The following is a 24646-nucleotide window of genomic DNA, read 5'->3' on the forward strand; positions in this document are numbered from 1 at the left end:
GGGCTAGCTGGCCGCCCGCACCAGCACGATGGCCATCGCGGCAATGCCGAGGATGGCCACCGTGGCAATGGTCGGATCGCTGCTCATGGTGGCGGTGGCCAGCCCGACCAGCGACCAGATGATGGCGATGGAATAGCTGACACTGCCGCCAAGCCGCAGTTGAACGACGATCCCCGCGCCGGCGCAAAGCAGCATGGCGATGGCCGTGGCGGCGACCGGCGGGATGCCCAGATGGCCGTTCACCAGCGTCGCGAAGGCGGCATAGGTCACCGCCGTTGCCCAGCCCGCGAACAATCCCACCGTCGGCAGCCTCCGGATCGCCCCGCCCACCTGCTGCCCGCGCAGCGCGGCGGTCAGAGACAGTGCAAACATCGCCGCCGCCAGCATGAAGCCGGTGACAGGATAGTCGCGGCTGACCCAGGGCCAGGCCGCACCAAGGATCAGCGCCAGCGTCAGGGCCGCGTGCTCGGCGGGCTTGTTCTCGCGCTCGACCTGCCGGGCGATCTCGCCGGGGGTCGGCGGACCCTCGACCACGCTGGGGCGCGCGGCCGGAGTTGGGGCAGGGGCTACTTCGCCTGCAGCGGCAACCGCCCGCCTTGCCCTGAGCTCGCTGCCCAGCACCTGCCAGCCATGCAGCATCAGCGCTCCCCAGACGGCAAGCAGCAAGAGCCACAGCAAGGTATGTTCCGGCCGCAGAAACAGCGAAGCCAGATCAACCCCATAATCCGCCGGAACCGAGACCGAGTTCAGACCCGGCGCCGACAGGCTGGTCAACGCCGCCATTTCCGCGGCTGCGGCGGTCTCGGGATAGCCCGCGACCGCCACCGGCGCGGGCGTCAGCGCAAAGCCCAGCCCGCTGGCGATGAAGATCGCCACCGCCAGGATCACGGAAAAGGCAGTACCTCTGGACATGACCCGGAACGCCCGAGACAGGGCGCGGGTTTCGCCCCTCGCCTCGGGGTTGTGACGATTCTTCCGAACCGTTCAGGCCAGCTTGCCATCCGCGCCAAGCCGCGTCCGCCCGCCCAGATAGGGGTGCAGCGCCGCCGGCAACTCGACCGAGCCATCGGCCTGCTGGCCGTTCTCCAGAACAGCGATCAGCGCCCGGCCCACGGCAAGGCCCGAGCCGTTCAGCGTGTGGACAAACTCCGGCTTGCCGCCACCCGTAGGGCGATAGCGGGCGTTCATCCGCCGCGCCTGAAAATCGCCGCAATAGCTGACCGAGGAAATCTCGCGATACTTGTCCTGGCCGGGCAGCCAGACCTCGAGGTCATGGGTGATGCGCGCGCCGAAGCCCATGTCGCCGGTCGACAGGACGACGGTGCGATAGGGAAGGTTCAGCGCCTCCAGCACCGCCTCGGCACAGCGGGTCATCCGCGCATGTTCGGCCAGACCATTTTCGGCATCGGTGATCGAGACCATCTCGACCTTCTCGAACTGGTGCTGGCGCAGCATCCCCGAGGTGTCGCGCCCGGCGCTGCCCGCTTCCGAGCGGAAGCACTGGCTGTGCGCGGTCATCCGGCGCGGCAGCTCGGCGTGGTCCAACAGGTCGCCATGCACGGTATTGGTCAGCGTCACTTCCGAGGTCGGGATCAGCCAGTAACCCTCGCGGGTCTGGTAGCTGTCCTCGCCGAATTTCGGCAACTGGTTGGTGCCATACATCATCTCTTCGGTGACCAGCACCGGGGTCCAGGTCTCTTCCAGCCCATGCGCGTTCACATGCAGGTCGATCATGAACTGCGCCAAGGCCCGGTGCAGCCGCGCCACGCCGCCCTTCAGCACGACGAAGCGGCTGCCCGACAGCTTGGCGGCGGTCTCGAAATCCATGCCGGGCTTCACGCCGGGGATGTCGAAATGCTCGACCGGGGTGAAGTCGAAATTGCGCGGGCTGCCCCAGCGGTGGATCTCGACATTGTCGTTCTCATCCGCGCCATCCGGCACGCTGTCCAGCGGCGCATTGGGAATGCCCATCAACAGGTCGCGCAGTTCCACGTCCAGCGCCGCAGCCTCGGCCTGCATCCGCGCCACGTCGGCCTTCTTGTCGGCCACCAGCGCGCGCAGGCGCTCGAACTCGGCCTCGTCGCCCCGGCCCTTGGCGGCGCCGACTTCCTTGCTGGCCTTGTTCTGCTCGGCTTGTGCCGCCTCGGCCTCAGAGATCCGGGCGCGGCGGTCGGCATCCAGCTTCAGGATCGCGGGCGACAGCGCCGCCAGCCCGCGCCGCGACAGCGCCGCGTCAAAGGCTTCGGGATTGTCACGGATCGCGCGAATGTCATGCATGGGCTTGCCCTCGTCCTGAGAATGGCCCCGGACATAGCCCAAGCCCGCCCCCGGCAAAAGCCCGGGCCTTGTCTGTCAGGCGAAAAATCTCGGCTTAGCGGTCCTGCCGCACCGGCACCCCGGCCTCCCGCATCATCTCGGCCAGCACCGGGTAGAAGTAGGTATCCCCGACATAGCCCTCGACCCGGCCCAGCTCGACCCCGCGTTTCAGCAGGATGAAGGTCGGTGTCATTGACGGGCTGCGGTCCAGCACGATCCCGTCAGGCCAAGGCCCGTCGATATCCACCCGCAGCAAGGGGGCGGTTCGACCCTCGGCACTTCGGCCAAAACCCGGCCCGATCTCGGCATCCCAGGCCGCGCAATAGACGCAGCCTTGCTGATCGACCATCATCAGCCGGACCGGCGCGGCCTGCCAGTCGGGCGCGGTCTCGGCCAGCGCCGCCGCGCCCGACAACGCCAGCACCAGCGCCGCCAGCCATGATCCGATCCTGCCCGCCATTCCCGTCCGTCACCCGTTTTCACTCGTCTCTCTCTCCTATAGCAGAAATCCGGTTCCGTTTGCCTTGACGAGCCCCTTGGCCGTAACCTTCGCGTGAGAGGGGGCGTAAGGGATGATCGACAGACGGGAGATGCTTGCCGCCGGCCTGACCGGGCTGGCGCTGACCGCGCTGCCCTGGCCGGCGCGCGCGGTCGAGCCGACGGCGGATCAACTGATCGTTGCCTTCACCGGCGGCGTGACGCCCGCCGGGACCGGCGTGACCCTGGATCTGCCCGAGGTTGCCGAGAACGGTTTCAGCGTTCCAGTCTCCCTCGCCGCCCCCGGCGCGACCGAGATCCTGCTGCTCGCCCCCGAGAACCCCTGGCCGCAACTCGCGCGCTTCCGCTTCGGCCCGCTGTCGGGCCGGCAAGCCGTCTCGACCCGCATTCGCCTTGCCCGCACGCAAGAGGTCATCGCGCTGGCACGGCTGGCGGATGGCAACCTCGCCCGTACCTCGACCTGGGTCGAGGTGATCGTTGGCGGTTGCGGGGCCTGAGCCATGGCCAGCAACGTCACCCCCCGTCTGCGTCTGCCGAAAACCGCCGCTAAGGGCGAGGTGATCGAGATCAGAACGCTGATCTCGCACCCGATGGAATCGGGGCTGCGCAAGGATGCCCAAGGCCGGACCATTCCGCGCGGCATCATCAACCGGCTGGTGGTGACCTTCAACGACCAGCCGGTGATCGATGTCGATCTTGGCCCGGGGATCAGCGCCAATCCCTATTTCGCCTTCCACGCCATGGTGCCGGGAGCGGGCGAGTTCCTGTTCAGCTGGTTCGATGATGACGGCTCGGTCTACGAGGAACGGCGGCAGATCGAGGTCACCTGATCGCGTGACGCCACGGCACCCGCCCCCTTGGCATTTCATCTTGGTCCAAATATCCACGGGGGTGTGGGGGCGGTCAGCCCCCGCCAGAGACGGGGCCGCATGACCGAGTTGCTGACACCCTTGCTGAACGGCGACCGCCGGGCCCTGTCCCGCGCGATCACGCTGATCGAATCCACCCGCGCCGACCACCGCGAGGACGCCATCACGCTCTTGTCGCAACTGCCCGACCGGCAGGCGCTGCGGATCGGTCTGTCGGGAACGCCGGGGGTAGGCAAATCCACCTTCATCGAGGCCTTCGGCACGCTTCTGACCGAAAAGGGCCTCAAGGTCGCGGTTCTGGCGGTCGATCCCTCCTCGGCGCGCTCGGGCGGCTCGATCCTCGGCGACAAGACCCGGATGGAGCAGCTGTCGCGCAACCCCAACGCCTTCATCCGCCCCTCGCCCTCGCGCGCCGAACTGGGCGGCGTCGCCCGCCGCACCCGCGAGGCAATCCGGCTTTGCGAGGCGGCAGGCTTCGACGTGGTGCTGATCGAGACCGTGGGGGTGGGCCAGTCGGAAACGCTGGTGGCGGAAATGTCCGACCTCTTCATCCTGCTGCTCGCCCCCGCCGGCGGCGATGAATTGCAGGGGGTCAAACGCGGCATCATGGAGATGGCCGACCTGATCCTCGTGAACAAGGCCGATGGTGACCTGTTGCCCACGGCCCGCCGCACCGTCGCCGACTATGCCGGCGCGCTGAGGCTTCTGCGCAAGCGCCCGCAGGACCCCGAGAATTTCCCGCTGGCCCATGCCGTTTCCGCCGCGACCGGGGACGGGCTGGAACAGGCCTGGGACGAGATGCGCCACCTGACCGGCTGGCGCCGCGCCCATGGCCATTTCGACGCCACCCGCGCGCGTCAGGCGCGCTACTGGTTCCAGGCCGAGGTGCGTGCCGGTCTGCTGTCGCGGCTCGACACGCCCGAGGCCCGCGCCCGTCTGGCGGAACTCGGCGAGGCCGTCGCCCATGGCAAGGCCGCGCCGGGCGTGGCGGCGGCCGAGATGCTGGATTGGCTGAACGGTTGAAGCCCGGGCTGCCTCTGGCAGAATAGACGCCCGATTTCGCGGCCCGCCGTCGGGCCGAATCACCTAGGGTGGAGGCAGATGAACAAGGACCGCACCATGTTTGACCTGCCCGAGCCCGGCGCGCTTTACGCCGCACTGTCCGCCCGCGACCCCGCCTTCGAGGGCCGCGCCTATGTCGGCGTCACCACCACCGGCATCTTCTGCCGCCTGACCTGCCCGGCGCGAAAGCCGCGCCCGGAGAACTGCCGCTGGTTCGCCAGCCCGTCCGAAGCTGCATCCGCCGGCTTCCGCCCCTGCCTGCGCTGCCATCCGACCGGTCCCGAGGCCGAGGGTCATGCCGCCATCACCAGCCTGATCGCGGCGCTGAAGGCCGACCCCGACCGCCGCTGGAGCGAAGCCGACCTGATGGCGCTGGGGCATGACCCCTCGACCATCCGCCGCGCCTTCAAGCGCCATTTCGGCGAGACCTTCCTTGACATCGCCCGCGCGGCGCGGCTGCGCAACGGGCTGAAAACCATGACGAAAGGCCATGCCATGATCGATGCGCAGCTTGATGCCGGCTTTGACTCGGCCAGCGGCTTCCGCGCCGCCTTCACCCGCCTCTTCGGCCATCCCCCGCACGAGATGCGCCAGCCCTCGGACTTGCGCGCCGACTGGATCGAGACGCCGCTCGGGGGGATGATCGCGATTGCCGATGATGAGGCCCTGCATCTTCTGGAATTCACCGATCGCAAGGCGCTGCCGCAGGGATTGAAGCGCCTGTCGGCGCATGTCGGCGGCCGGATCGGCCTTGGCCGGACCGCGGTGACCGACCGGACCGAGGCGCAGCTCTCGGAATTCTTCGCCGGGGATCGCCCGCTGTTTGGACTGGACCTGCAACTGCATGGCACCGAGTTCCAGCAGCGCGTCTGGCAGGGCCTGCGCCGTATTCCGGCGGGGGAAACCCGCAGCTATGCCGAACTGGCCCACGAGATCGGCCAGCCCACGGCCACCCGCGCGGTCGCCAATGCCAACGCCAATAACCGCATCGCCATCGTCATCCCCTGCCACCGTGTCATCGGCGCCGATGGCACCCTGACCGGCTATGCCGGCGGGCTGTGGCGCAAGCAGCGGCTGATCGAGATCGAGCGCAGCTATGGGGTGGCGGCATGAGTTTCGCGTCCCTGCACCAGCCCGGCAAGCCGCTGATCCTGTTCAATATCTGGGATGCCGGATCAGCCCGTGCCGTCGAGGGGGCCGGGGCGGTGGCGCTGGCCACCGGCAGCGCCTCGGTTGCGGGGGCGAACGGCTATGCCGATGGCCAGCAGATGCCCTTTGGCGAGCTTCTGGCAGTGGCCGCCCGGATCCGCGCCGCCAGCGACCTGCCGCTGACGGTGGATTTCGAGGCCGGATATGCCGATCATCCCGAGGATGTCGCCCGCAACGCCCTCCGGCTTCACGGGCTTGGGGTGGCAGGCATCAATCTGGAGGACGGGATTCCGCCCGAATCGGGGATCCGCCCGGCGGTCGAGATGGCGGGGCTGATCGTCGCTATCAGGCGGGCCACAGACCTGTTCATCAACGCCCGCACCGATCTGTTTCTGCAGAACCCGCCCGCGGCCCATGCCGGGCTGATGGATCAGGCGCTGGAGCGCGCGCGGCTTTATGCCGATGCCGGGGCGAGTGGCTTCTTTGCACCGGGGCTGGTCGATCCGGGCCTGATCGGGGCGCTGTGCAAGGCCAGCCCCTTGCCGGTGAACATCATGAAATCGCCCGCCGCGCCGGCGATCGCCGAACTGGCGGCGCTGGGGGTTGCCCGCATCAGCTTTGGCCCCTTCCCGTGGCGCGAGGCCATGGCGGCGCTGGCGGCCTCCTACCGGGATCAGGTGCTGAACGGGGGTTGACGCCCGCCGCGCAAGGGACTAATCACCCGCGAACGGAATTTCGGGCGCTGCCTAGCGGCGCCCTTTCACATTGGGGCGGCACGCCGACCGGGCCGCCCGAGCTGCAACGAAGGAATACGACCATGTCGCGCGTCTGCGAACTGACCGGCAAAGGCCCGATGACCGGCAACAATGTCAGCCACGCCAACAACAAGACCCGGCGTCGGTTTCTGCCCAACCTGAACGATGTCTCGCTGACCTCGGAAAAGATGGGCAAGACCTATTCGCTGCGGATCTCGGCTGCGGCCCTGCGCTCGGTGGATCACCGCGGCGGTCTGGACGCCTTCCTGGCCAAAGCCAAGGATGTCGAGCTGTCGGATCGTGCGCGCAAGATCAAGCGCGAGATCGCCAAGAAAGACGGCCCGGCCGAACTGGCCTGATCCCCGGCTGAAGCTGCGCATTGCGCCCCGCCCGTGACGGCGGGGCTTTTGCATTTGTGATCGTGGCATCCCCCGCTGCGACAGGAAGCCTGCTGCAGCCTCGGTGCGAAGGCGCTAGGGTCCCGGCCATGCGCCTGATTCGCCTGATCCTGATCCTCTCGCTCCTGCTGACCGGCCATGCGCTGGCTGCGGCGCGGGGGCAGGCGCAGATCGGCGAGCGGCTGGTCCTCTGCACCGGTCATGCGGTGGTCGTGGTCTATGGCCCCGATGGCGCACCAGTCGAAAGCCCCTATTTCTGCCCCGACATGGCGCTGGCACTTCTGGCCGCGTTGTCCGATGCCGACCCTGCCGCCGATCCTACGCCGCGCATCCTGTCGGCGCGTTTTGATCCTCTTGTCCTCCACGGCCAACCGGTCGCGCCTGTCTTGGCACAGGCCCGCGATCCGCCTTCGGTCTGATCTTCCCGACCTGAGAGGAAACGCACGACAAGGACTGACAGAATGAAAATCGCACTTCTCGCCGCCGCTGCGGCATTGCTGCCCGTGGTTGCCATGGCCCAGGACGGGCTGATCGCCCATGACGCCTATGCCCGCGCCTCGAACCCCAAATCCGGCGCCGCCTTCATGGTGGTCGAGAACCAGGGCTCCACCGCCTGCACCCTGCAGGGGGTCGCCTCGGATGCCGCCGCCAAGGTCGAACTTCACAGCCATCAGGAGGTCGATGGCGTCATGAAGATGGGCCCGATCGAGGGCGGCATCGAGATCGCGCCGGGGGCCAGCCACGCGCTCGAACGGGGCGGCGATCATGTCATGCTGATGGGGTTGACCGAGCCGCTGGAGAACGGCGCGACCGTCAAGCTGGCGCTGGATTTCGGGGATTGCGGCGGCCTTGATCTCGAGGTGCCGGTGGACAATGACCGCCAGCCCAAAGCGGCGGGCGCCATGGATCACAGCCAGATGGACCATGGCAAGATGGACCACAGCGCCCATACGGGCAACTAACCCGCGCCGACCCGCGTGATCAGGGCCTGCACGCTTGGCCCCAGATGACCCACCAGCAACTCCACCCCTTTGGCCGAGGGGTGGATGCCATCGGCCAGCAGGAAAGGCTTCCGCTCGCCCGCCGGGATTGCCGCCAGCGGCGCATAGAGATCGGGCAGCAGCAGGGCATCATGACGCCGCGCCAGTCGCGGCCAGATCTCGGCCCAGCCCCGCCGCCAGTCCTCCCGCTTGCCCGGTGCGTGAATGCCGACCAGCAACAGCGGGCGGCCTTTCGCCCCGGCACTGGTCAGGATGGCATCCAGATTGGCCTCGGCCTGCACTGATGACCAGCCCAGCAGCATGTCATTGCCGCCTAGCTGCACGATCACCGCATCGGCCCCGTCGCGCAGCGCCCAGTGGATGCGGACGCGCCCGCCATAGGTGGTATCGCCCGACAGGCCGCGATTGACGATCCGGGCGGGCGTGCTGCGGGCGGCCAGCCAGTCCTGCAGCACCGGCACCAGCCCCTTGCTGGCTGGCAGGCCATAGCCCTCGGTCAGGCTGTCTCCGAAAGCAACAATGCGTGGCCCTGTCTCGGCCCGCGCGGCAAGGGGCCAGAGCGCGGCCCCCGCCAGAACTGCCCTTCGCCCGATCACGGCGCGCGCGTCAGCCGCAGGGCATTGCTGACCACGAAGACCGAGGACAGCGCCATCGCCCCCGCGCCCAGCATCGGTGACAGCTGCGGCCCGCCAAAGGGCACCAGCGCCCCCATCGCCACCGGGATCAGCGCGGCGTTATAGGCGAAGGCCCAGAACAGGTTCTGGCGGATATTGCGCATCACCGACCGGCTGAGGCGGATGGCGGTGGCAACGCCCGCCGGATCGCCGCCGATCAGCACCGCATCGGCCGACTCGATGGCGACATCGGTGCCGGTGCCGATGGCAATGCCGGTATCGGCCGCTGCCAGCGCCGGCGCATCATTGATGCCGTCGCCGACGAAGACCGAGCCCTTGCCCATCTCGCGCACGGCCTTGAGCTTGCCGTCGGGCAGCACGCCGCCGATCACCCGGTCGATGCCCAGTTGCCGACCCACCGCATCTGCCGTGGCCTGCGTGTCGCCCGAGATCATCACCGTCTCGATTCCAAGCCCATGCAACGCCGCGATGATCGATGCCGATCCCTCACGGATCGGATCAGCCAGTGCGAAGGCGGCAACATGGCGGCCATCGACGGCCAGATGCACCGGGGTTGCGCCGTTCGCGGACCATGCATTCGCCCGGTCGATCAGCGCGGGGGCAAGGTCGATACCGGTTTCCTCGAGCGCACGGCGGTTGCCGATCAGCAGGCGTTGGCCCTCGACCTCGGCGGACAGCCCGCGCCCGGCATTGGCGGTGACGCCACTGGCCTCGGGCAGGGTCAGGCCGCGGTCACGCGCCGCCTTGACCAGAGCCGCCGCCAGCGGGTGTTCCGACCGCGCCTCGGCGGCTGCGGTCAGGCGCAGCGCCTCGTCCTCGGCCATGCCGTCCGTCGCCATTGCGGTCAGTGCGGGTGCGCCTTGGGTCAGTGTTCCGGTCTTGTCGAAGGCGACGATCCGTGCCTCGGCCAGCCGTTGCAGCGCATCGCCGCGCCGGAAGAGGACGCCCAGTTCCGCTCCCCGTCCGGTGCCGACCATGATCGAGACCGGCACGGCCAGCCCCATCGCACAGGGGCAGGCGATGATGAGGACCGCGACGGCGGCGACAAAGGCCGGGGCAAGGCCGGGGCCGAAGATCAGCCACAGGGCGAAGGTCAGGATCGCGAGGCCGATGACTACCGGGACAAAGACCCGGGTGATCTGGTCCACCAGCGCCTGCACCGGCAGCTTCGCCGCCTGCGCATCCTCGACCATGCGCACGATCCGCGCCAAGGCGGTATCGGCCCCGGTCGCGGTGACGCGATAGGTCAGGGCCGCATTGCCATTGACCGTGCCGCCGGTCACCGGGTCACCGGCGGTTTTCGCCACCGGCACCGGCTCGCCGGTCAGCATGGATTCGTCGATCAGCCCGTGGCCCTCGGTGATCTGGCCATCCACCGCCACCCGCTCGCCCGGTGCCAGCCGCACCAGGTCGCCGGGGCGAAGATCGGCTACGGCGATCCGCGCCTCGACCCCATCACGCAGGACGACGGCATGATCGGGTGCCAGTTCCACCAGCCGCCGGATCGCCGCGCCGGCCTGACCCTTGGCGCGCGCCTCGAGCCAGCGGCCCAGCAGGATCAGCGTGACGATGACCGCCGCCGCCTCGAAATAGACATGCCGGGCGCTTTCCGGCAGCAGGGCAGGGGCCAGCGTGACGACCGAGGAATAGAGGAAGGCCGCCCCGGCCCCCAGTGCGACGAGGCTGTTCATCTCGGGCGCGGCGCGCAGAAGCGCGGGGATACCTATGCGGAAGAATACCCGGCCCGGGAAGGCCAGGACGATCGCGGTCAGCACCATCTCGGCCAGCCACACGGGCTGGGTGCCGATGGTCATGTAAAGCCAGTGATGCAGCGCCGGAACAATATGGCCGCCCATCTCGAGGATGAACACGGGTAGCGTCAGCGCCAGCGCGATCAGGAAGTTGCGGCGCAGAGTGGCCGCATCCTCGTCATGGTGCATGTGGTCGGCATGGGGATCGGCATCGGCGGCGCGCGGCGCGGCCGGATAACCCTTGGCGGTGACCGTCTGCGCCAAAGCCTCGGCCGAGACGGCGGCGCTGTGGGTCACCTCGGCGCGCCCGGTGGCGAGGTTCACCGAGGCCGCCTCCACGCCGGGCAGGGCGATCAGGGCGCGCTCGACCCGACCGGTGCAGGAGGCGCAGCTCATGCCTTCGATGTTCAGCGTGGTGTGGTGCGCGGTCAGGGACCGCTGCGGGTGGTCGCCGTGGTGACGGTGGGCGTCAGTTGCGGATGACATGGGGTTGTCCTGTTCTGAATCCATTGAAAGGGGTTTCAGCGAACAGGATCGGGGGTGCCTGCGGGCGTCGCGGTGTCAGGACCGCCGCAGTCTCCAGAGGTTGCGGCAGGACCAGCCGCAGGGGCGGCAGATTGGCATCAGCAGGCGCTGCGCGGAACATCTGCGGCCGCGCCGCCATGTGACAGCGACAACCCCGCCCGCCCCGACCCCGGCAGAGATGCGCGGGACGGGTTCTGGCTTTGCGCGGCGTGGGGCCGCGATCCGGGGCGAAGGCGCTGTCCATGTCCCAGAGATGTGGCCTTGAGGCCGCTGCGTCAAGGTGATGCAAATGCCTCGCGTCGGATTGAATTGCCATCCCGGCCATGGAACATATAGAGAAAGGCCAACCCGAGCAGTTACAGGATTCCCATCTCATGAACCGCCGACAGATGATTTCGCTGGCCCTGCCGCTGATCGCCGCGCCCTCGCTGGTGCTGGCGCAGGCCGCGCCCGCCGCCCCGCAAGTGACCCAGACCGCCACCCGCGATCCCTATGCCCCGACCGAGGTCGCCATCCGCGACGGGTTCGAGGTGGGCAGCATCGTCGTGGTCAGCAAGGATTTCTTCCTCTACCATGTCATCGCCCCCGGTCGCGCGGTCCGCTATGGCGTCGCCGTCGGCAAGGCGGAGCTGGTCTGGAAAGGCCGGGCCACCGTCGGGCGGAAGACCGAATGGCCCAGCTGGAAGCCCACGCCCGACATGATCGAGCGTAACCCGGCCGCCTACAAGAAATACGAGAACGGGATGCCCGGTGGCCCCGGCAACCCGCTGGGGGCGCGCGCGCTCTATCTCTACAATGCCAATGGGCAGGACACGGCGATCCGCATCCACGGCACGACCGAGCCCGGCTCGATCGGCCGCGCGGTCAGCAATGGCTGCCTTCGCATGCGCAACGAGGCGGTGATGAGCCTTTACGATCAGATCCCGATCGGCACCCCCGTCTACGTCTACTGACTTGCCCCTCCGTCTCAGCGATGTGTCGCACCCCGCCCGCGCGGGGTTCGACGACATCATCGACGTGCGCGCCCCGGCCGAGTTTGCCGAAGATCACCTGCCCGGCGCGATCAACCTGCCGGTGCTGGATGATGCCGAGCGGGCGCGGGTTGGCACCATCTACAAGCAGGTTTCCCCCTTTGACGCCCGCAAGCTGGGCGCGGCGCTGGTTGCCGCCAATGCCGCTCGCCACCTGACCGGGCCGCTGGCGGATCGCCCCGGCGGCTGGCGACCGCTGGTCTATTGCTGGCGGGGCGGGCAGAGGTCGGGATCCTTCGCCTCGATCCTGTCGCAGATCGGTTGGCGGGTGGAACTGGTCGAGGGTGGCTATAAAAGCTGGCGGCGGCTGGTGGTCGAGCGGGTGCAAGAGATTCCCGTGCCATCGCCGGTCATCGTGATCGACGGCAATACCGGCAGCGCCAAGACCGCCATTCTGGGCCGGCTGGCCGCGCGTGGCCATCAGGTGATCGATCTCGAGGGGCTGGCCCGGCATCGGGGCAGCCTTTTCGGCGCGATGGAGGGCGGTCAGCCCAGCCAGAAGGCTTTCGAGGGGCGGTTGGCCTTGGCGCTCGAGGCGCTGGACCCGGCCCGCCCGGTTCTGGTCGAGGCCGAAAGCAGCCGCATCGGCGAGATCACCCTGCCCAAGATGATGTGGCAGGCACTCTGCGCCGCGCCGCGCATCCGCCTTGATGTGCCGGTGACTGCCCGCGCAGCCTATTCCGCCCGCGACTATGCCGATGTGGTGGCCGATCCGGCGCGGCTCGATACCATCCTCGCCGCGCTGGCCCCGCTGCACCCCGCAGAGCGGATCGAGTTGTGGCAGTCGCAGGCGCAGGCCGGGGCTTGGGCGGCGCTGGCCGAGGGGCTGATGCGCGACCACTACGACCCGCGCTATCTGAAGCATCGCAGCCGCTATGCCGAGCGGGAGAAGGCCGTGGTGGCGTTGGACAGCCTCGACGACCTGGAGGCGGCGGCCAGCCGGGTCGAGGCGGCGTTGGCCGGGATGACGGTCTGAACCTTCTGCCTTCGGTGGGCCACTTTCGCATATCTGAGGCCGAGGTCGCCCGATTGTGAATGGGCGGAACGCCAAGCCGACATACACTTTCCACGGGAAAAGCGATGGAGGGTGTGGATATGAACCGGATGACGGCGAAGGATTTCGACCAGGAACTGCTGGAGCTTTACGACTATTACGCGCATGGCATGATCACCAAGCGCGAGTTTCTGGACCGGGCGGCGAAATTCGCCGTGGGTGGCGTGACGGCGGTGGGCATCTTGCAGATGATGAGCCCGAACTACGCCATGGCCCAGCAGGTGAATTTCAACGACGAGACCATCCTGCCCGAATACATCACCTATGACAGCCCGAACGGGAATGGTTCGGTGCGCGGCTATCTGGTGCGCCCTGCGGGTGCCGAGGGACCGCTGCCGGCGGTGCTTGTGGTGCACGAGAATCGCGGGCTGAACCCCTATATCGAGGACGTGGCGCGGCGGCTGGCCAAGGCCGGGTTCATGGCGCTCGCGCCCGACGGGCTGACCTCGGTCGGCGGCTATCCCGGCAATGATGCCGAGGGGCGCGAGTTGCAGCAGACCGTTGATCCCGAGAAACTGATGAACGATTTCTTCGCCGGGGCAGAGCATCTGATGGGCCGCGAGGATTCGACCGGCAAGGTCGGCGCGGTGGGCTTCTGCTATGGCGGCGGCGTCTGCAACGCGCTGGCCGTGGCCTATCCCGAGCTGGCCGCCTCGGTTCCCTATTACGGGCGGCAGGCGGCGGTGGAGGACGTGGCGAAGATCGAGGCGCCATTGCTCTTGCATTACGCGGAACTCGACGAGCGCATCAACGAGGGCTGGCCGGCCTATGAGGAGGCGCTGAAAGCCGCCGGCAAGACCTATGAGGGCCATATCTATCCGGGGGTGAATCACGGTTTCCACAATGATTCCACGCCCCGTTTCGATCAGGCGGCGGCCGATCTGTCGTGGCAGCGGACGGTTGATTGGTTCAACAGGTATCTGGTCTAGGCTGCCTACTCGACCCGCGAGGCCGTGGCGATGTCCTGAAACATCTCGGACACCGGCGGGTCTTGCACGGTCTCGCCGCTGATGCCCCAGAAGAAATAGCTCGCCAGATCGGTCTGGATATTGAAGCGACGGTAATGGGTCGTTGCGCTTTGCAGGTCCAGAATGCCATCGGGCGGCAATTCTACCAGCATATGCACGCCCTTGCCGTCCTCGGGCCAATACGGTTTGCGGTAGTCCGCGACACCGATTGCTGTTGCGTACCAATAGGTCGGAACCGAGATGAAGGCATAGCGATAGGGGAAAGGCTGGCTGCGGTTGGGATTCTCTGTCACGCGCCAAAGGTCAATCGGCGCCTCCAGCAGGTCGCCCTGCAGGTCGGTGAATCGCAGCAGGTCATCGGTCGTCATCTCGGTGACAAACGGCAGGTCGGCAAAGGGGCAATCCCAATCGCAGGTGATGCCCGCATGGTTGCTTTCCTGCAGATGCAGCAGCGGGCCGGGGGGCAGGGCGATCCGGTCGGGCCTGATCTCGTCTGCCGCGTATTGCGCGAGGTCCCGGCTCAGCGCCATGCGATCCAGCAGGGCGGGGATGCAGGACAGGGCCAAGGCCAGGGCAAGGCTGGGCAGAATGCCCCAACGCCGCCGCCGGAAGACCAGCCGATACAGCAGCCAGGCGAGCGCTGCCGTGATGAGCAGCGGCAGAACATACTGTGCCAGATAGATGACCGCATAGATCCACATCGGCCGGGTGATATCCTAGCCGGCCCTCAAAAACCGACGCAGCACCTTCTCCAGCTTGGCGGCACCGAAGGGGGCCATGGCCTTGGTATGCTCGTGGCTCAACGATTCATCCGACATGCCAGCGCCCATATTGGTGATGACCGAGATGGCGGCGCATTTGAGGCCGAAGAACCGGCCAAGGATGATTTCCGGCACCGTCGACATGCCGACCGCGTCGCCGCCGATGATCTGCGTCATGCGGATCTCGGCCGGCGTCTCGAAACTGGGGCCCGAGAACCAGCAATAGACCCCTTCGGGCAGATCGATCCCCTCGGCGAGCGCGGCGGCAGCGAGGCGCTGGCGCAGGCCCTCATCATGCGCATCCGTCATCGGCTGGAACCGCGCATCTGTCTTTTCGCCGATCAGCGGGTTGGCCCCGGACAGGTTGATATGGTCCGAGAGCATCATCAGCGAGCCGGGCTGCATCTCTTCACGCACCGAGCCGGCGGCATTGGTCAGCAGCAGGTTCTTTGCCCCCAGCCCGGCCAGCACCTCGAGCGGCAGGCGCATCGCGGCCGGGTTGCCGGATTCATAGTAATGCGAACGGCCACCGAAGACGGCGACGCGCCGCCCCTCCAGCTGGCCGATGACCAGTTGCGGCACATGGCCCGAGACCCCGGCATGGGGAAAGCCCGGCAGCTCGTCATAGGGGATGGCAACGCCGTCCACCGTGCCCGAGATATGGCCGAGGCCCGAGCCGAGGATCAGACCGTATTCGGGGGCTTCCTCACCCGCGCGCTCGCGGATGAGGGCAACAAGTTCAGCGCTCTTTGACATAGGGTTCTCCGCCCGCGCGCGGCGGGATGGCGCGGCCGACAAATCCCGCCAGGATGATGACGGTCAGGATATAGGGCAGTGCGTTCATGAACATGGACGGGATGGTGATGATCCCGAGATCCAGATTGGGATAGCGGTTGGCGATCGCCTCGAGCAGACCGAAGAGGAAGGTCGCGCCAAGCGCGCTCCACGGCCGCCACTTGGCAAAGATCAGCGCGGCAAGGGCGATAAAGCCGCGACCGGCGGTCATTTCCTTGACGAAACCGGCGGACAGCGCGGTAGCCAGATAGGCCCCGGCAATGCCGCAGAGGATGCCGCAAATGGCGATGGCGGCATAGCGCAGTCGCGTGACCGAGACGCCCGCCGTATCGACCGAGGCCGGGTTCTCGCCCACCGCGCGCAAGCGTAGGCCAAAGCGGGTGCGGTTCAGCACCCACCAGGTCAGCGGCACCATGGCGAAGGCGAGGTAGACAAGGATCGTATGGCCCGAGATCAACTCGGCATAGATCGGCCCGATGATCGGCACGTCGCGCAGCGCGTCGGCGAAGGGCAGGGTGATCTCGCCGAAGCGGGCATTGCCTTCCAGCGCGGGTGTGCGCCCCCCGAGGCCGAAGATCTTCTGGCCCAGCAGCACCGTCAGCCCCGAGGCAAGGAAGTTGATCGCCACGCCGGAAATCAGCTGGTTGCCGCGGAAGGTGATCGAGGCGAGGCCGTGAATCAGCGACAATGCGAGCGAGCCCATGATCCCCGCCATCAGTCCCAGCCATGCGCTGCCGGTCACATAGGCGACCGAGGCGGCGGTGAAGGCCGCCATCAGCATCTTGCCCTCAAGCCCGATGTCGAAGACGCCCGAGCGTTCCGAATAAAGCCCCGCCAGACAGGCCAGCAGCAAGGGCGTCATCAGCCGCACGGCCGAATCGAGGATCTGGATGATGGTCGCGAAATCCATCACGCACCTCCCCGCTTGCGCATCGACAGGAACAGCCGTTCCAGCGGCATCCGCACCATGTTGTCCAGCGCCCCGGTGAACAGGATCACCAGCGCCTGGATGACCACGATCAGCTCGCGCGGGATCGAGGTCCACAGCGCCAGTTCACCGCCTCCCTGGTAGAGGAAACCGAAGAGAAGCGCGGCAAGGAACACGCCCAGGGGGTGGTTGCGCCCCATCAGCGCCACGGCGATGCCGATGAAACCGGCACCCTCGACCGCGTTCAGGACCAGCCGCTCGGCCTCGCCCATGACGTTGTTGATGGCCATCAGCCCGGCCAGCCCGCCCGAGATCAGCATGGCGATGATGGTGATGCGCACGGGCGAGATGCCGGCATAAAGCGCGCCCGGCTCGGACTTGCCGAAGGCGCGGATCTCGTACCCCAGACGGGTGCGCCAGATCAGCAGCCAGACCAGCAGGCAGGCGCCGATGGCGACGAAGAAGGTGACATTGACCGGGGTGTTCTTGCCCCATTCCATGCCGAAGGCCAGCGCCATGTCACTGAGCGAGGGCAGGTGCGTGCTTTCGGGAAAGCGCGCCGAGGCAGGGTCCATGCTGCCCACCGGGCGCAGCACGTTCACCAGCACATAGTTCAGAGCCGCCGCGGCGATGAAGTTGAACATGATCGTGGTGATGACGATATGGCTGCCGCGCTTGGCCTGCAGCCAGGCCGGGATGAAGGCCCAGGCCGCGCCAAAGGCCGCCGCGCCGATCATCGCCACCGGCAGGGCGATCAGCCAATGCGGCAACGGCAGGTACAAGAGCACCAGCGCCACGCCGAGGCCACCCATCGCCGCCTGTCCCTCGCCGCCGATGTTGAACAGGCTGGCGTGATAGGCGACCATCACCGCGAGGCCGGTGAAGATGAAATTCGTGGTGTAATAAAGGGTGAAGCCCCAGCCATAGCTGGAGCCGAGCGAGCCCTCGATCATGGTCTTCAGCGCCAGCCAGGGGCTTTCCCCGATGGCGAGGATCACCAGCGCAGAGATCGCCGCGGCCAGCAGCAGCGAGATCAGCGGTGTCAGGATGACATCCGCCCATTTCGGCATCTTTTCCATCAGTCATATACCCATGTGGTCAGCGGGTCGCGCCGCAGCAGCTGGTCGCAGAGCCGGGTGAAACCCGCCGGATCGGTCAGCCGCGAGGTCACGTCAAGCGGGCTGCCGCTGTTCAGCAGGTAATAGAGGCGTTCGAACAGGGGCGCGCGCTGGCTGGGGAAGGCATTGCGGTGCAGCGTGACGGTCGCGGCACTCGTGCCCGGTCCACCCGTCCAGCGGGCCAGACAACGCCCCTCGCGCGCGGTGGCGAGGTTGCGATTGGGCGCTGTGGCGTCGCCTTGCAGCAGGCAGGCCGAGCCCTTGTCGGTGGTGGCGCAATTGCCCCCCGAGCCCTGCAGCCCGGCCAGCGGCGCGGCGTCAGCCCAGGCTCCGCCGGCATTGCGCGCCAGAAGCTGGTTTTCCGGGGCAGAAAGCGACGGCATGGGAAGAAGGCCGCCGGAATCGGTTGAAGTACAGGCCGAAAGGCCCAGGGCGATGATCAGGGCGGCCAGCGGTTTCATGGCTGACCTCCCGGCACGCCCTCGACATGCTTCAGGTCGGGCGGAACGCCGGCGCTGTCTGGAGTGCTCTCGGTATCGGTGATCCCGGCCATCAACAGGCCAAGCTCGCCGGTCGTGGTCTCGGCGGGCAGGCGTTCGCCCATGATGCGGCCGTCGAACATGACGGCGATCCGGTCCGACAGCGACAGGATCTCGTCCAGCTCCACGCTGACCAGCAGCACCGCCTTGCCGGCATCGCGCAGCTCCACGATGCGCTTGTGGATGAACTCGATGGCGCCAATGTCGACCCCGCGCGTCGGCTGGCCGATCAGCAGAAGGTCAGGGTTCCGCTCGATTTCGCGGGCAACGACGATCTTCTGCTGGTTGCCGCCCGAGAAATTGCGCGCGGCGAGGTTCGCGTTGGGCGGGCGCACGTCGAAACGCTTGATCTTGGCCTCGGCATCCTCGCGGATGGCGGCATTGTCCATCAGCCAGCCCTTGTTGAATTCCGGTGCGTGGTGATAGCCGAAGGCGACGTTTTCCCAAGCGGTGAAATCCATGATCAGCCCCTCGACCTGCCGGTCCTCGGGGACATGGCCGATGCCCCGCGCACGGCGGGTGGCGGCGTCGGATTTCGTGCCGGTCAGGTCCAGCGCCTCGCCGTTCATGCGGATCGAGCCGCTGACCTTCGAGCCCTTCTCGGGATAGCCGCCCAGAAGCTCCAGAAGCTGTGTCTGGCCATTGCCGCTGACGCCCGCGATGCCGAGGATCTCCCCGGCGCGAATGTCAAAGCTGATGCCGCGCAGGCGTTCCACGCCCTCGTCATCGACCAGCTTCAGATCGCGCACTTCCAGAATGGCCGCGCCGGGCTGTGCCGGGGTCTTTTCCACGTTCAGCAGCACCTTGCGGCCGACCATCAGCTCGGCCAGCTCCTCGGGGCTGGTCTCGGCGGTCTTCACCGAGGCGACCATCTCGCCGCGCCGCATGACCGAGACATTGTCGGTGATCTCCATGATCTCGCGCAGCTTGTGGGTGATCAGGATGATGGTCTTGCCCTCGGCCCTGAGGCCTTCGAGGATGCGGAACAGGTGATCGGCCTCGGCCGGGGTCAGCACGCCGGTCGGCTCGTCGAGGATCAGGATATCGGCCTGACGATACAGCGCCTTGAGGATTTCCACGCGCTGCTGGTGGCCGACCGACAATTCCTCGATCGTCTCGTCGGGATCGACGTTCAGCTGGTATTCTTCGGCCAGTTGCTTCAGCACGCCCCGTGCCTTGGCCAGCGACGGGCGCAGCAGCCGGCCATCCTCGACGCCGAGGATGATGTTCTCGAGCACGGTGAAATTCTGCACTAGCTTGAAATGCTGGAACACCATGCCGATGCCGGCCTTGATGGCGGTCTGGCTGTCGGTGATGGTCAGCGGCTGGCCATTCACCAGGATCTCGCCGCTATCGGGCTTGTAGAAGCCGTAGAGGATCGACATCAGCGTCGATTTCCCGGCTCCGTTTTCGCCGATGATGCCGTGGATCGTGCCCTTTTCCACCCGCAGGTTGATGTTCTTGTTCGCCTGCACCGGGCCGAAGGCCTTCGAGATGCTACGCAGTTCGATGGCAGCGGGGGCGGCCGCGTCGGACCGCCCCCCTGATTGTTGCGCTTGGGCGCTCATTTACTGGACCGGGCAGGTATTGTCGGTCGCGTAGTCATGGACCGCGATCTCGCCCGAGCCGATCTTGGCCGTGGCATCGTCGATGGCGGCCTGCATCTCGGGGGTGACCAGCGCCTTGTTGTTGTCGTCGATGGCAACGCCAACACCTTCGGCCTTCAGGTCCATGACCTTGACGCCGGGCTCAAGATCGGTGCCGGCGGTAAAGGCGTCATAGACGGCATTGTCGACGCGCTTGACCATCGAGGTCAGCATGTTCGAGGGATGCAGGTGGTTCTGGTTGCTGTCGACGCCGACGCCCAGCTTGCCCGCATCGGCCACGGCCTGCAGCACGCCGATGCCGGTGCCGCCCGCCGCCGCGTAGACCACGTCCGCGCCCTGGCTGATCTGCGCCTTGGCCAGCTCGCCGCCTTTCACCGGGTCGTTCCACGCCGCAGGCGTGGTGCCGGTATAGTTGATCAGCACCTTGCCGTCGGGTTTCGCTGCCTTGAAGCCCTGGGCGAAGCCGCATTCGAACTTGTGGATCAGCGGGATGTCCATGCCGCCGATGAAGCCCACGGTGCCCGACTGGCTCGCCATGGCCGCCATGACGCCGGCGAGATAGCTGCCCTGCTCCTCGGTGAAGACCACCGATTGCACGTTCGGCTGATCAACCACCATGTCGATGATGCCGAACTTGGTGTCGGGATAGTCGCCGGCGACCTTGCCCAGCACGTCACCGAAGGCGAAGCCGGTCATGATGATCGGATTGGCGCCGGTCTCGGCGAGGCGGCGCAGGGCCTGCTCGCGCTGCGCCTCGGACTGCATCTCCAGTTCCTTGTAGGTGCCGCCGGTCTCGTCGGCCCACCGCTTGGCGCCGTTATAGGCCGCCTCGTTGAAGGATTTGTCGAACTTGCCGCCGAGATCGAAGATCAGCGCCGGCTCGGCCGAAGCGAGGCCAGCGGTTAACGCCAGCGTAGCCGCACCCGCGCAGAGGGTTTTCATCAGGGTCATTCTTCCACCTCATCCTGTTGTTTTCTTGTGCGGACGATTCTGCCCGCCAGATGCCCGATTAGGGCGCAAACACCCCGCAAGGGTCAACCGGATTCTTGGTGAATTCAAAGCCCAAGCCGCAAGGTCAGGCCATCGATGCCGGGCGCGTAATAGTTGCGCCGGCGACCGGCCTCGACCCATCCCTGCCGCTGGTAAAGCGCCTGCGCCGGGGCATTGTCCGAGGCGACCTCGAGAAAGGCCGTGGCCGCGCCGAGACGCTGCGCCTCTGCGGCAAATTCGGTTGTCAGCGCCGCGCCAAACCCTTGCCTGCGCGCTTCGGGGGCGACGGCCAGCGTCAGCAATTCGGCCTCGTCGAGGATCACCCGGCCCAGCAGGAAACCCTGCGGCCGGGTCAGGGCAAAGACGCCCCGGCTGTCAAGCAGCTCGCGGAACTCGGTCTCGCTCCAGGGGCGGGGATGGGCGAAGCAGCAGGCGTGCAGTGCCGCCATCTCAACAGGGATCACGGCAGCAGAACCGGCGGCTTGTCCCGCGCGGGGGCGGCATCGGCGGGGCGCAGGTAGAGCGGCGCCGGGCGCGGGCCGGGATTGGCGCGGCGCGACTGCGCGATGCGGGCCATGGCGACGGCCAGCGGCATCAACGACTCGGAGGGGGCAGGCCCGGGCGGCAGCGAACCCGCCTCGGACTGCCGGGGCTGGTTGTCCTCGGCATCGGTGCCGAAATCCTGCCAGATCACCAGATCATTCCGCGCCGGGATCACCACCCGGCAGGGGCGGGGCAGGTCGAGTGCGGCGGCCTCGGTCACGCTGATGCCGACCACCGGGATCTTGAGCGACAGAGAAAGCCCGCGCGCCGCCGCGACGGCGATGCGGATGCCAGTGAAATTGCCGGGGCCGATGCCGACGCCGATGGCCGACAGATCGCGCCACTCGATCCGGGCCTCGGTCATCAGCTCTTCCAGCAGCGGGAACAGGCGTTCGGCCTGTCCCTTGGTCATCGGTTCGGCGCGTTCGGCCAGAACCCGGTCGCCCGACAGCAAAGCGGCCGCGCAATGCGCGGCCGATGTGTCGAATGCCAAGGCAATCGGGTCAGGCAACGGGCCGGACCTCGATCACCTCGGGGATGTAATGGCGCAGCAGGTTCTCGATCCCCATCTTCAGCGTCAGCGTGGATGACGGGCAGCCGGCGCAGGCACCCTGCATGTGCAGGTAGACGATCCCCCGGTCAAAGCCGTGGAAGGTGATGTCGCCGCCATCCTGGGCCACGGCCGGACGCACGCGGGTATCCAGCAGTTCCTTGATCTGGCTGACGATCTCGCCATCCGGGCCGTCATGGCTCGCGTGGCCGCTGGCGGCGGGCTTGTCGCCTTCCAGCGCCGGGGCGCCGGACTGGAAATGCTCCATGATCGCGCCAAGCACCGAGGGCTTCAGATGGTCCCACAGCGTCTCGTCGGACTTGGTGACGGTGACGAAGTCATTGCCGAGGAACACCCCGGTGACGCCGGGAACGGCGAAGACGCGGGACGCCAGCGGCGAGGTGCCTGCGGTGTCGCGATCGGGGAAGTCAGCCGTGCCGCTGGCCAGCACGGTTTCGCCCGGCAGAAATTTCAGCGTGGCGGGGTTCGGCGTGGTTTCGGTCTGGATGAACATGGCGCGGCTCCTTTGTCGTGAGTGATATGGGCGCGGGACCGCCTTTGGTCAAGCGAAAGCCGGGGGATTTACGGGGGATTCGAGGCTGGGTCGAGACCCTTTGTGGCGGTGCCCGGCGCGATCAGGTGATGGCCTCGAGCCGTTCCTTGGACATGTCACCGGGAACCAGCGTGATCGGGCAACCCAGCGCGCCGGCATCGCGCATCAGCCGGGTGATGACCGGGTTTTTCGCGCCTTTTTCCGCGGAGATGCCCAGCACGACCACGCCGATCAGCGGATCTTCGCCGATCTGGGCCATCAGCTCTTCCGCCGGATCGCCTTCGCGGATGACCAGTTCAGGCTCGACCTTGGGTCTGTCACGCATCCATTTGGCGAAAACCTCGAAATGCGCTTCGATCCGTTCGCGTATTTCCGCGCGCATGACATCCGCAACCCCAAGGCCATACTGGATTTCTTGTGCCGATATGACCGCAAGCACCACCACCGCACCACCGGTACTGGCGGCCCGCATCGCGGCAAAGCGCATGGCATTCAGGCATTCTCGGCTGTCGTCCAGCAGGACGAGAAATTTGCGCATTCCACGGGCTCCCATGCCGTTCATCGCGCATAGAGTGACCTATGCGACACCATGGCGCAAGTTCAACACTCTGGATGATGTTAGGAGTGTTTCCTTAACGGTTGCGCTGTGTTACGGCAAAAAAAGCAAAGTAATTGGCATGTGAAGGCAGTCGCCAAGTGACGATTCACCAGGATTGGGACAAGACCGAGGTGACCCATCTCACCGGTCTGAACATGCCGAAGATGGCATGGTTTACGGCGGATTCTGTCCGCGGCATCACCCCGATGCCTTTGTCCAAACGCATTTTCGATATCACCTTCGCCATCGTTCTGCTGATTCCCGTGCTGCTGCTGATGCTGCTCATCGCGGGCGCACTGCTCTTGGTGCAGGGTCGGCCGATCATCTACAGCGCCCGGCGCATGTCGGGGCTGAACCAGTCCTTCACGCTGTGGAAATTCCGCACCATGAGCGTCGAACAGAGCGACTACGGCGTGACCGGCGCACACAAGAACGGTCGCATCACGCCCTTCGGTCACTTCCTGCGCCGCACCCGCATCGACGAGTTGCCGCAGCTGTTCAACATCCTGCGCGGCGACATGAGCTTTGTCGGTCCGCGCCCGCCCAACCGCGAGCATGTCGAGCAGTTCCCGACCGTCTATGCACAGGTGCTGAAAAGCCGTCCGGGCGTAACCGGCATGGCCACGCTGATCTATCACCAGCACGAGGGTAAGATCCTCTCGGCCTGCACCAGCCCCGAGGCGACGGAAACTGTCTATCGCCGCCGCTGCCTGCCCGCCAAGCTGCGGCTGGACCTGATCTACCAACGCCATCGCTCGATCCTGATGGACCTGTGGATCATGTGGCAGACGGTGCGAATCGTGACCGTCGGCATCGATCGGCGCAAGGGTCGCGCGCGGCGACCGAAGATCGGCGTTCAGGGCTGAACGTCAGGCCCCTGCGAAAGGATCGCGGGGATAACCCACACCTGTCAGATACAGACCCTGCGGCGGACAGACCGGTCCGCAGGCCGCGCGGTTGCGCGCCTCCAGCACCTCGGCCACCCGATCCGGCGCCCATGCGCCCGCGCCCACCCGCTCCAGCGTGCCGACGATCGAGCGCACCTGGTTATGCAGGAAGGACCGCGCCCGCAGGTGAAAGCGATATTCGGCGCCCTGCGGCAGGGGGATTTCCTCGATGGTGATCTCGTCCAGTGTCTTCACCGGGCTCTGCGCCTGGCAGATGGACGAGCGGAAGGTGGTAAAGTCATGCCGCCCGATCAGATGCGCTGCGCCCGCCCGCATCGCCCCGGCATCAAGCGGGTTCAGCACCTGCCAGACTCGCCCGCGGTCATGCGTCACCGGCGCGCGCCGGGCGATCAGCCGGAAGGTATAGCGCCGTTCCAGTGCCGAGAAGCGGGCGTGGAAATCGTCACCGACCGGCACGGCGGCCAGCACCGCGACCGGCGCGGGCTTGAGGTGAAAGTTCAGCGCCTCGGACAGACGGAACGGGTCCCAATCCTTTTCCAGATCGGCATGGGCGACCTGCCCGGTGGCATGGACGCCGGCATCCGTGCGCCCCGCCGCCGCGATCCGCGCGCCGCCGGCAAAGCCCGGATCCAGCCGCGCCAGCGCAGCCTCGACCGCGCCCTGAACCGAGGGCTGGTCGGCCTGTGCCTGCCAGCCGGCGAAGGGCGTGCCGTCGTAGTCGATCTTCAGCGCGTAACGGGGCAA

General features: G+C 67.0%; 29 protein-coding genes. 12 read left to right on the plus strand and 17 right to left on the minus strand.

The annotated features are described in order from the left end of the window. Nucleotides 1-3: 3 nt before the first annotated feature. From CX676_RS18495 to CX676_RS18505, 3 genes are all read right to left on the minus strand, one after another. On the minus strand, nt 4-912 hold the full coding sequence (locus CX676_RS18495; protein WP_157935990.1) for a hypothetical protein: 909 nt from the start codon (nt 910-912) through the stop codon (nt 4-6). Nucleotides 913-984: 72 nt separating this feature from the next. Further along, nucleotides 985-2277: a serine--tRNA ligase gene (gene serS / locus CX676_RS18500; protein ID WP_101753881.1), complete on the minus strand. Its 1293-nt coding sequence runs from the start codon at nt 2275-2277 to the stop codon at nt 985-987. Between the two features lie 94 nt (nt 2278-2371). Next, nucleotides 2372-2776, minus strand: coding sequence for a SoxS protein (locus CX676_RS18505; protein ID WP_101753883.1), 405 nt, complete (start codon nt 2774-2776; stop codon nt 2372-2374). A gap of 112 nt (nt 2777-2888) precedes the next feature. Here CX676_RS18505 and CX676_RS18510 point away from each other — a divergent pair, with 112 nt between their 5' ends. The 8 genes from CX676_RS18510 to CX676_RS18545 all read left to right on the plus strand — a co-directional run bounded on the left by CX676_RS18510 (nt 2889) and on the right by CX676_RS18545 (nt 8009). Further along, nucleotides 2889-3311, plus strand: a complete 423-nt coding sequence (locus tag CX676_RS18510) for a thiosulfate oxidation carrier protein SoxY (RefSeq protein ID WP_101753884.1) — start codon at nt 2889-2891, stop codon at nt 3309-3311. Nucleotides 3312-3314: 3 nt separating this feature from the next. Further along, complete coding sequence (soxZ, locus tag CX676_RS18515) at nt 3315-3644, plus strand: thiosulfate oxidation carrier complex protein SoxZ (protein WP_101753886.1); 330 nt, start codon at nt 3315-3317, stop codon at nt 3642-3644. Nucleotides 3645-3743: 99 nt separating this feature from the next. Next, nucleotides 3744-4706 (plus strand): methylmalonyl Co-A mutase-associated GTPase MeaB, encoded by a 963-nt coding sequence (gene meaB, locus CX676_RS18520; RefSeq protein WP_101753887.1) that lies wholly within the window; start codon nt 3744-3746, stop codon nt 4704-4706. Nucleotides 4707-4784: 78 nt separating this feature from the next. Then, a complete protein-coding gene (locus CX676_RS18525) occupies nt 4785-5858 on the plus strand; it encodes a bifunctional transcriptional activator/DNA repair enzyme AdaA (protein ID WP_232816525.1) in 1074 nt (357 codons plus the stop codon). Then, complete coding sequence (locus CX676_RS18530; RefSeq protein WP_101753888.1) at nt 5855-6589, plus strand: isocitrate lyase/PEP mutase family protein; 735 nt, start codon at nt 5855-5857, stop codon at nt 6587-6589. Before CX676_RS18525 ends, CX676_RS18530 begins: the two co-directional genes overlap by 4 nt. Nucleotides 6590-6711: 122 nt before the next feature. After that, the gene (gene rpmB, locus CX676_RS18535) at nt 6712-7008 is read left to right on the plus strand and encodes a 50S ribosomal protein L28 (protein ID WP_101753889.1); all 297 of its coding nucleotides are present in this window, start codon (nt 6712-6714) and stop codon (nt 7006-7008) included. A 128-nt stretch (nt 7009-7136) separates the two neighbouring features. Beyond that, nucleotides 7137-7466 carry a hypothetical protein gene (locus tag CX676_RS18540; RefSeq protein ID WP_101753890.1) on the plus strand — a complete coding sequence of 110 codons (330 nt, stop codon included), beginning with the start codon at nt 7137-7139 and terminating at the stop codon, nt 7464-7466. A gap of 42 nt (nt 7467-7508) precedes the next feature. After that, entirely contained in the window at nt 7509-8009 is a 501-nt protein-coding gene (locus CX676_RS18545; RefSeq protein WP_101753891.1) for a copper chaperone PCu(A)C, read from the plus strand. Here CX676_RS18545 and CX676_RS18550 read toward each other — a convergent pair. Next, entirely contained in the window at nt 8006-8644 is a 639-nt protein-coding gene (locus CX676_RS18550) for a GDSL-type esterase/lipase family protein (protein ID WP_232816526.1), read from the minus strand. The two genes, CX676_RS18545 and CX676_RS18550, sit on opposite strands and share 4 nt — an antisense overlap. Then, on the minus strand, nt 8641-10830 hold the full coding sequence (locus CX676_RS18555) for a heavy metal translocating P-type ATPase (RefSeq protein WP_232816673.1): 2190 nt from the start codon (nt 10828-10830) through the stop codon (nt 8641-8643). The genes CX676_RS18550 and CX676_RS18555 overlap by 4 nt, the downstream gene beginning before the upstream one ends. 503 nt (nt 10831-11333) lie before the next feature. Here CX676_RS18555 and CX676_RS18560 point away from each other — a divergent pair. From CX676_RS18560 to yghX, 3 genes are all read left to right on the plus strand, one after another. Beyond that, nucleotides 11334-11912 (plus strand): L,D-transpeptidase, encoded by a 579-nt coding sequence (locus CX676_RS18560; RefSeq protein WP_101753894.1) that lies wholly within the window; start codon nt 11334-11336, stop codon nt 11910-11912. A 1-nt stretch (nt 11913) separates the two neighbouring features. Then, a complete protein-coding gene (gene mnmH / locus CX676_RS18565) occupies nt 11914-12966 on the plus strand; it encodes a tRNA 2-selenouridine(34) synthase MnmH (protein ID WP_101753895.1) in 1053 nt (350 codons plus the stop codon). Nucleotides 12967-13070: 104 nt separating this feature from the next. Continuing rightward, nucleotides 13071-13973 carry a YghX family hydrolase gene (gene yghX, locus CX676_RS18570; RefSeq protein WP_269801961.1) on the plus strand — a complete coding sequence of 301 codons (903 nt, stop codon included), beginning with the start codon at nt 13071-13073 and terminating at the stop codon, nt 13971-13973. Nucleotides 13974-13978: 5 nt separating this feature from the next. Here the strand turns inward: yghX and CX676_RS18575 are convergent, their stop codons facing one another. The 11 genes from CX676_RS18575 to CX676_RS18625 all read right to left on the minus strand — a co-directional run bounded on the left by CX676_RS18575 (nt 13979) and on the right by CX676_RS18625 (nt 22934). Continuing rightward, nucleotides 13979-14713: a hypothetical protein gene (locus CX676_RS18575; protein WP_101753896.1), complete on the minus strand. Its 735-nt coding sequence runs from the start codon at nt 14711-14713 to the stop codon at nt 13979-13981. Between the two features lie 15 nt (nt 14714-14728). Beyond that, on the minus strand, nt 14729-15529 hold the full coding sequence (locus CX676_RS18580; protein ID WP_101753897.1) for a purine-nucleoside phosphorylase: 801 nt from the start codon (nt 15527-15529) through the stop codon (nt 14729-14731). Next, nucleotides 15513-16478: an ABC transporter permease gene (locus tag CX676_RS18585; RefSeq protein ID WP_101753898.1), complete on the minus strand. Its 966-nt coding sequence runs from the start codon at nt 16476-16478 to the stop codon at nt 15513-15515. The genes CX676_RS18580 and CX676_RS18585 overlap by 17 nt, the downstream gene beginning before the upstream one ends. After that, a complete protein-coding gene (locus CX676_RS18590) occupies nt 16478-17575 on the minus strand; it encodes an ABC transporter permease (protein WP_101753899.1) in 1098 nt (365 codons plus the stop codon). Before CX676_RS18590 ends, CX676_RS18585 begins: the two co-directional genes overlap by 1 nt. Further along, entirely contained in the window at nt 17575-18075 is a 501-nt protein-coding gene (locus tag CX676_RS18595; protein ID WP_101753900.1) for a hypothetical protein, read from the minus strand. The genes CX676_RS18590 and CX676_RS18595 overlap by 1 nt, the downstream gene beginning before the upstream one ends. Next, nucleotides 18072-19721 carry an ABC transporter ATP-binding protein gene (locus tag CX676_RS18600; RefSeq protein ID WP_101753901.1) on the minus strand — a complete coding sequence of 550 codons (1650 nt, stop codon included), beginning with the start codon at nt 19719-19721 and terminating at the stop codon, nt 18072-18074. Before CX676_RS18600 ends, CX676_RS18595 begins: the two co-directional genes overlap by 4 nt. Next, nucleotides 19722-20711: a BMP family lipoprotein gene (locus CX676_RS18605; protein WP_101753902.1), complete on the minus strand. Its 990-nt coding sequence runs from the start codon at nt 20709-20711 to the stop codon at nt 19722-19724. Nucleotides 20712-20815: 104 nt separating this feature from the next. Further along, nucleotides 20816-21214: a GNAT family N-acetyltransferase gene (locus tag CX676_RS18610; RefSeq protein ID WP_232816527.1), complete on the minus strand. Its 399-nt coding sequence runs from the start codon at nt 21212-21214 to the stop codon at nt 20816-20818. Further along, entirely contained in the window at nt 21211-21804 is a 594-nt protein-coding gene (gene tsaB / locus CX676_RS18615) for a tRNA (adenosine(37)-N6)-threonylcarbamoyltransferase complex dimerization subunit type 1 TsaB (protein ID WP_101753904.1), read from the minus strand. Before tsaB ends, CX676_RS18610 begins: the two co-directional genes overlap by 4 nt. Next, nucleotides 21797-22357, minus strand: a complete 561-nt coding sequence (locus tag CX676_RS18620) for a NifU family protein (protein WP_101753905.1) — start codon at nt 22355-22357, stop codon at nt 21797-21799. The genes tsaB and CX676_RS18620 overlap by 8 nt, the downstream gene beginning before the upstream one ends. 121 nt (nt 22358-22478) lie before the next feature. Then, complete coding sequence (locus CX676_RS18625; RefSeq protein ID WP_101753906.1) at nt 22479-22934, minus strand: universal stress protein; 456 nt, start codon at nt 22932-22934, stop codon at nt 22479-22481. A 158-nt stretch (nt 22935-23092) separates the two neighbouring features. On the opposite strand from CX676_RS18625, the gene CX676_RS18630 reads away from it, so the two are divergent. Next, a complete protein-coding gene (locus CX676_RS18630; RefSeq protein WP_232816528.1) occupies nt 23093-23860 on the plus strand; it encodes a sugar transferase in 768 nt (255 codons plus the stop codon). 3 nt (nt 23861-23863) lie between these two features. Here the strand turns inward: CX676_RS18630 and truA are convergent, their stop codons facing one another. Next, nucleotides 23864-24646 (minus strand): tRNA pseudouridine(38-40) synthase TruA, encoded by a 783-nt coding sequence (truA, locus tag CX676_RS18635; RefSeq protein WP_101753907.1) that lies wholly within the window; start codon nt 24644-24646, stop codon nt 23864-23866.

Source organism: Paracoccus zhejiangensis, from assembly GCF_002847445.1.
Taxonomy (GTDB): domain Bacteria; phylum Pseudomonadota; class Alphaproteobacteria; order Rhodobacterales; family Rhodobacteraceae; genus Paracoccus; species Paracoccus zhejiangensis.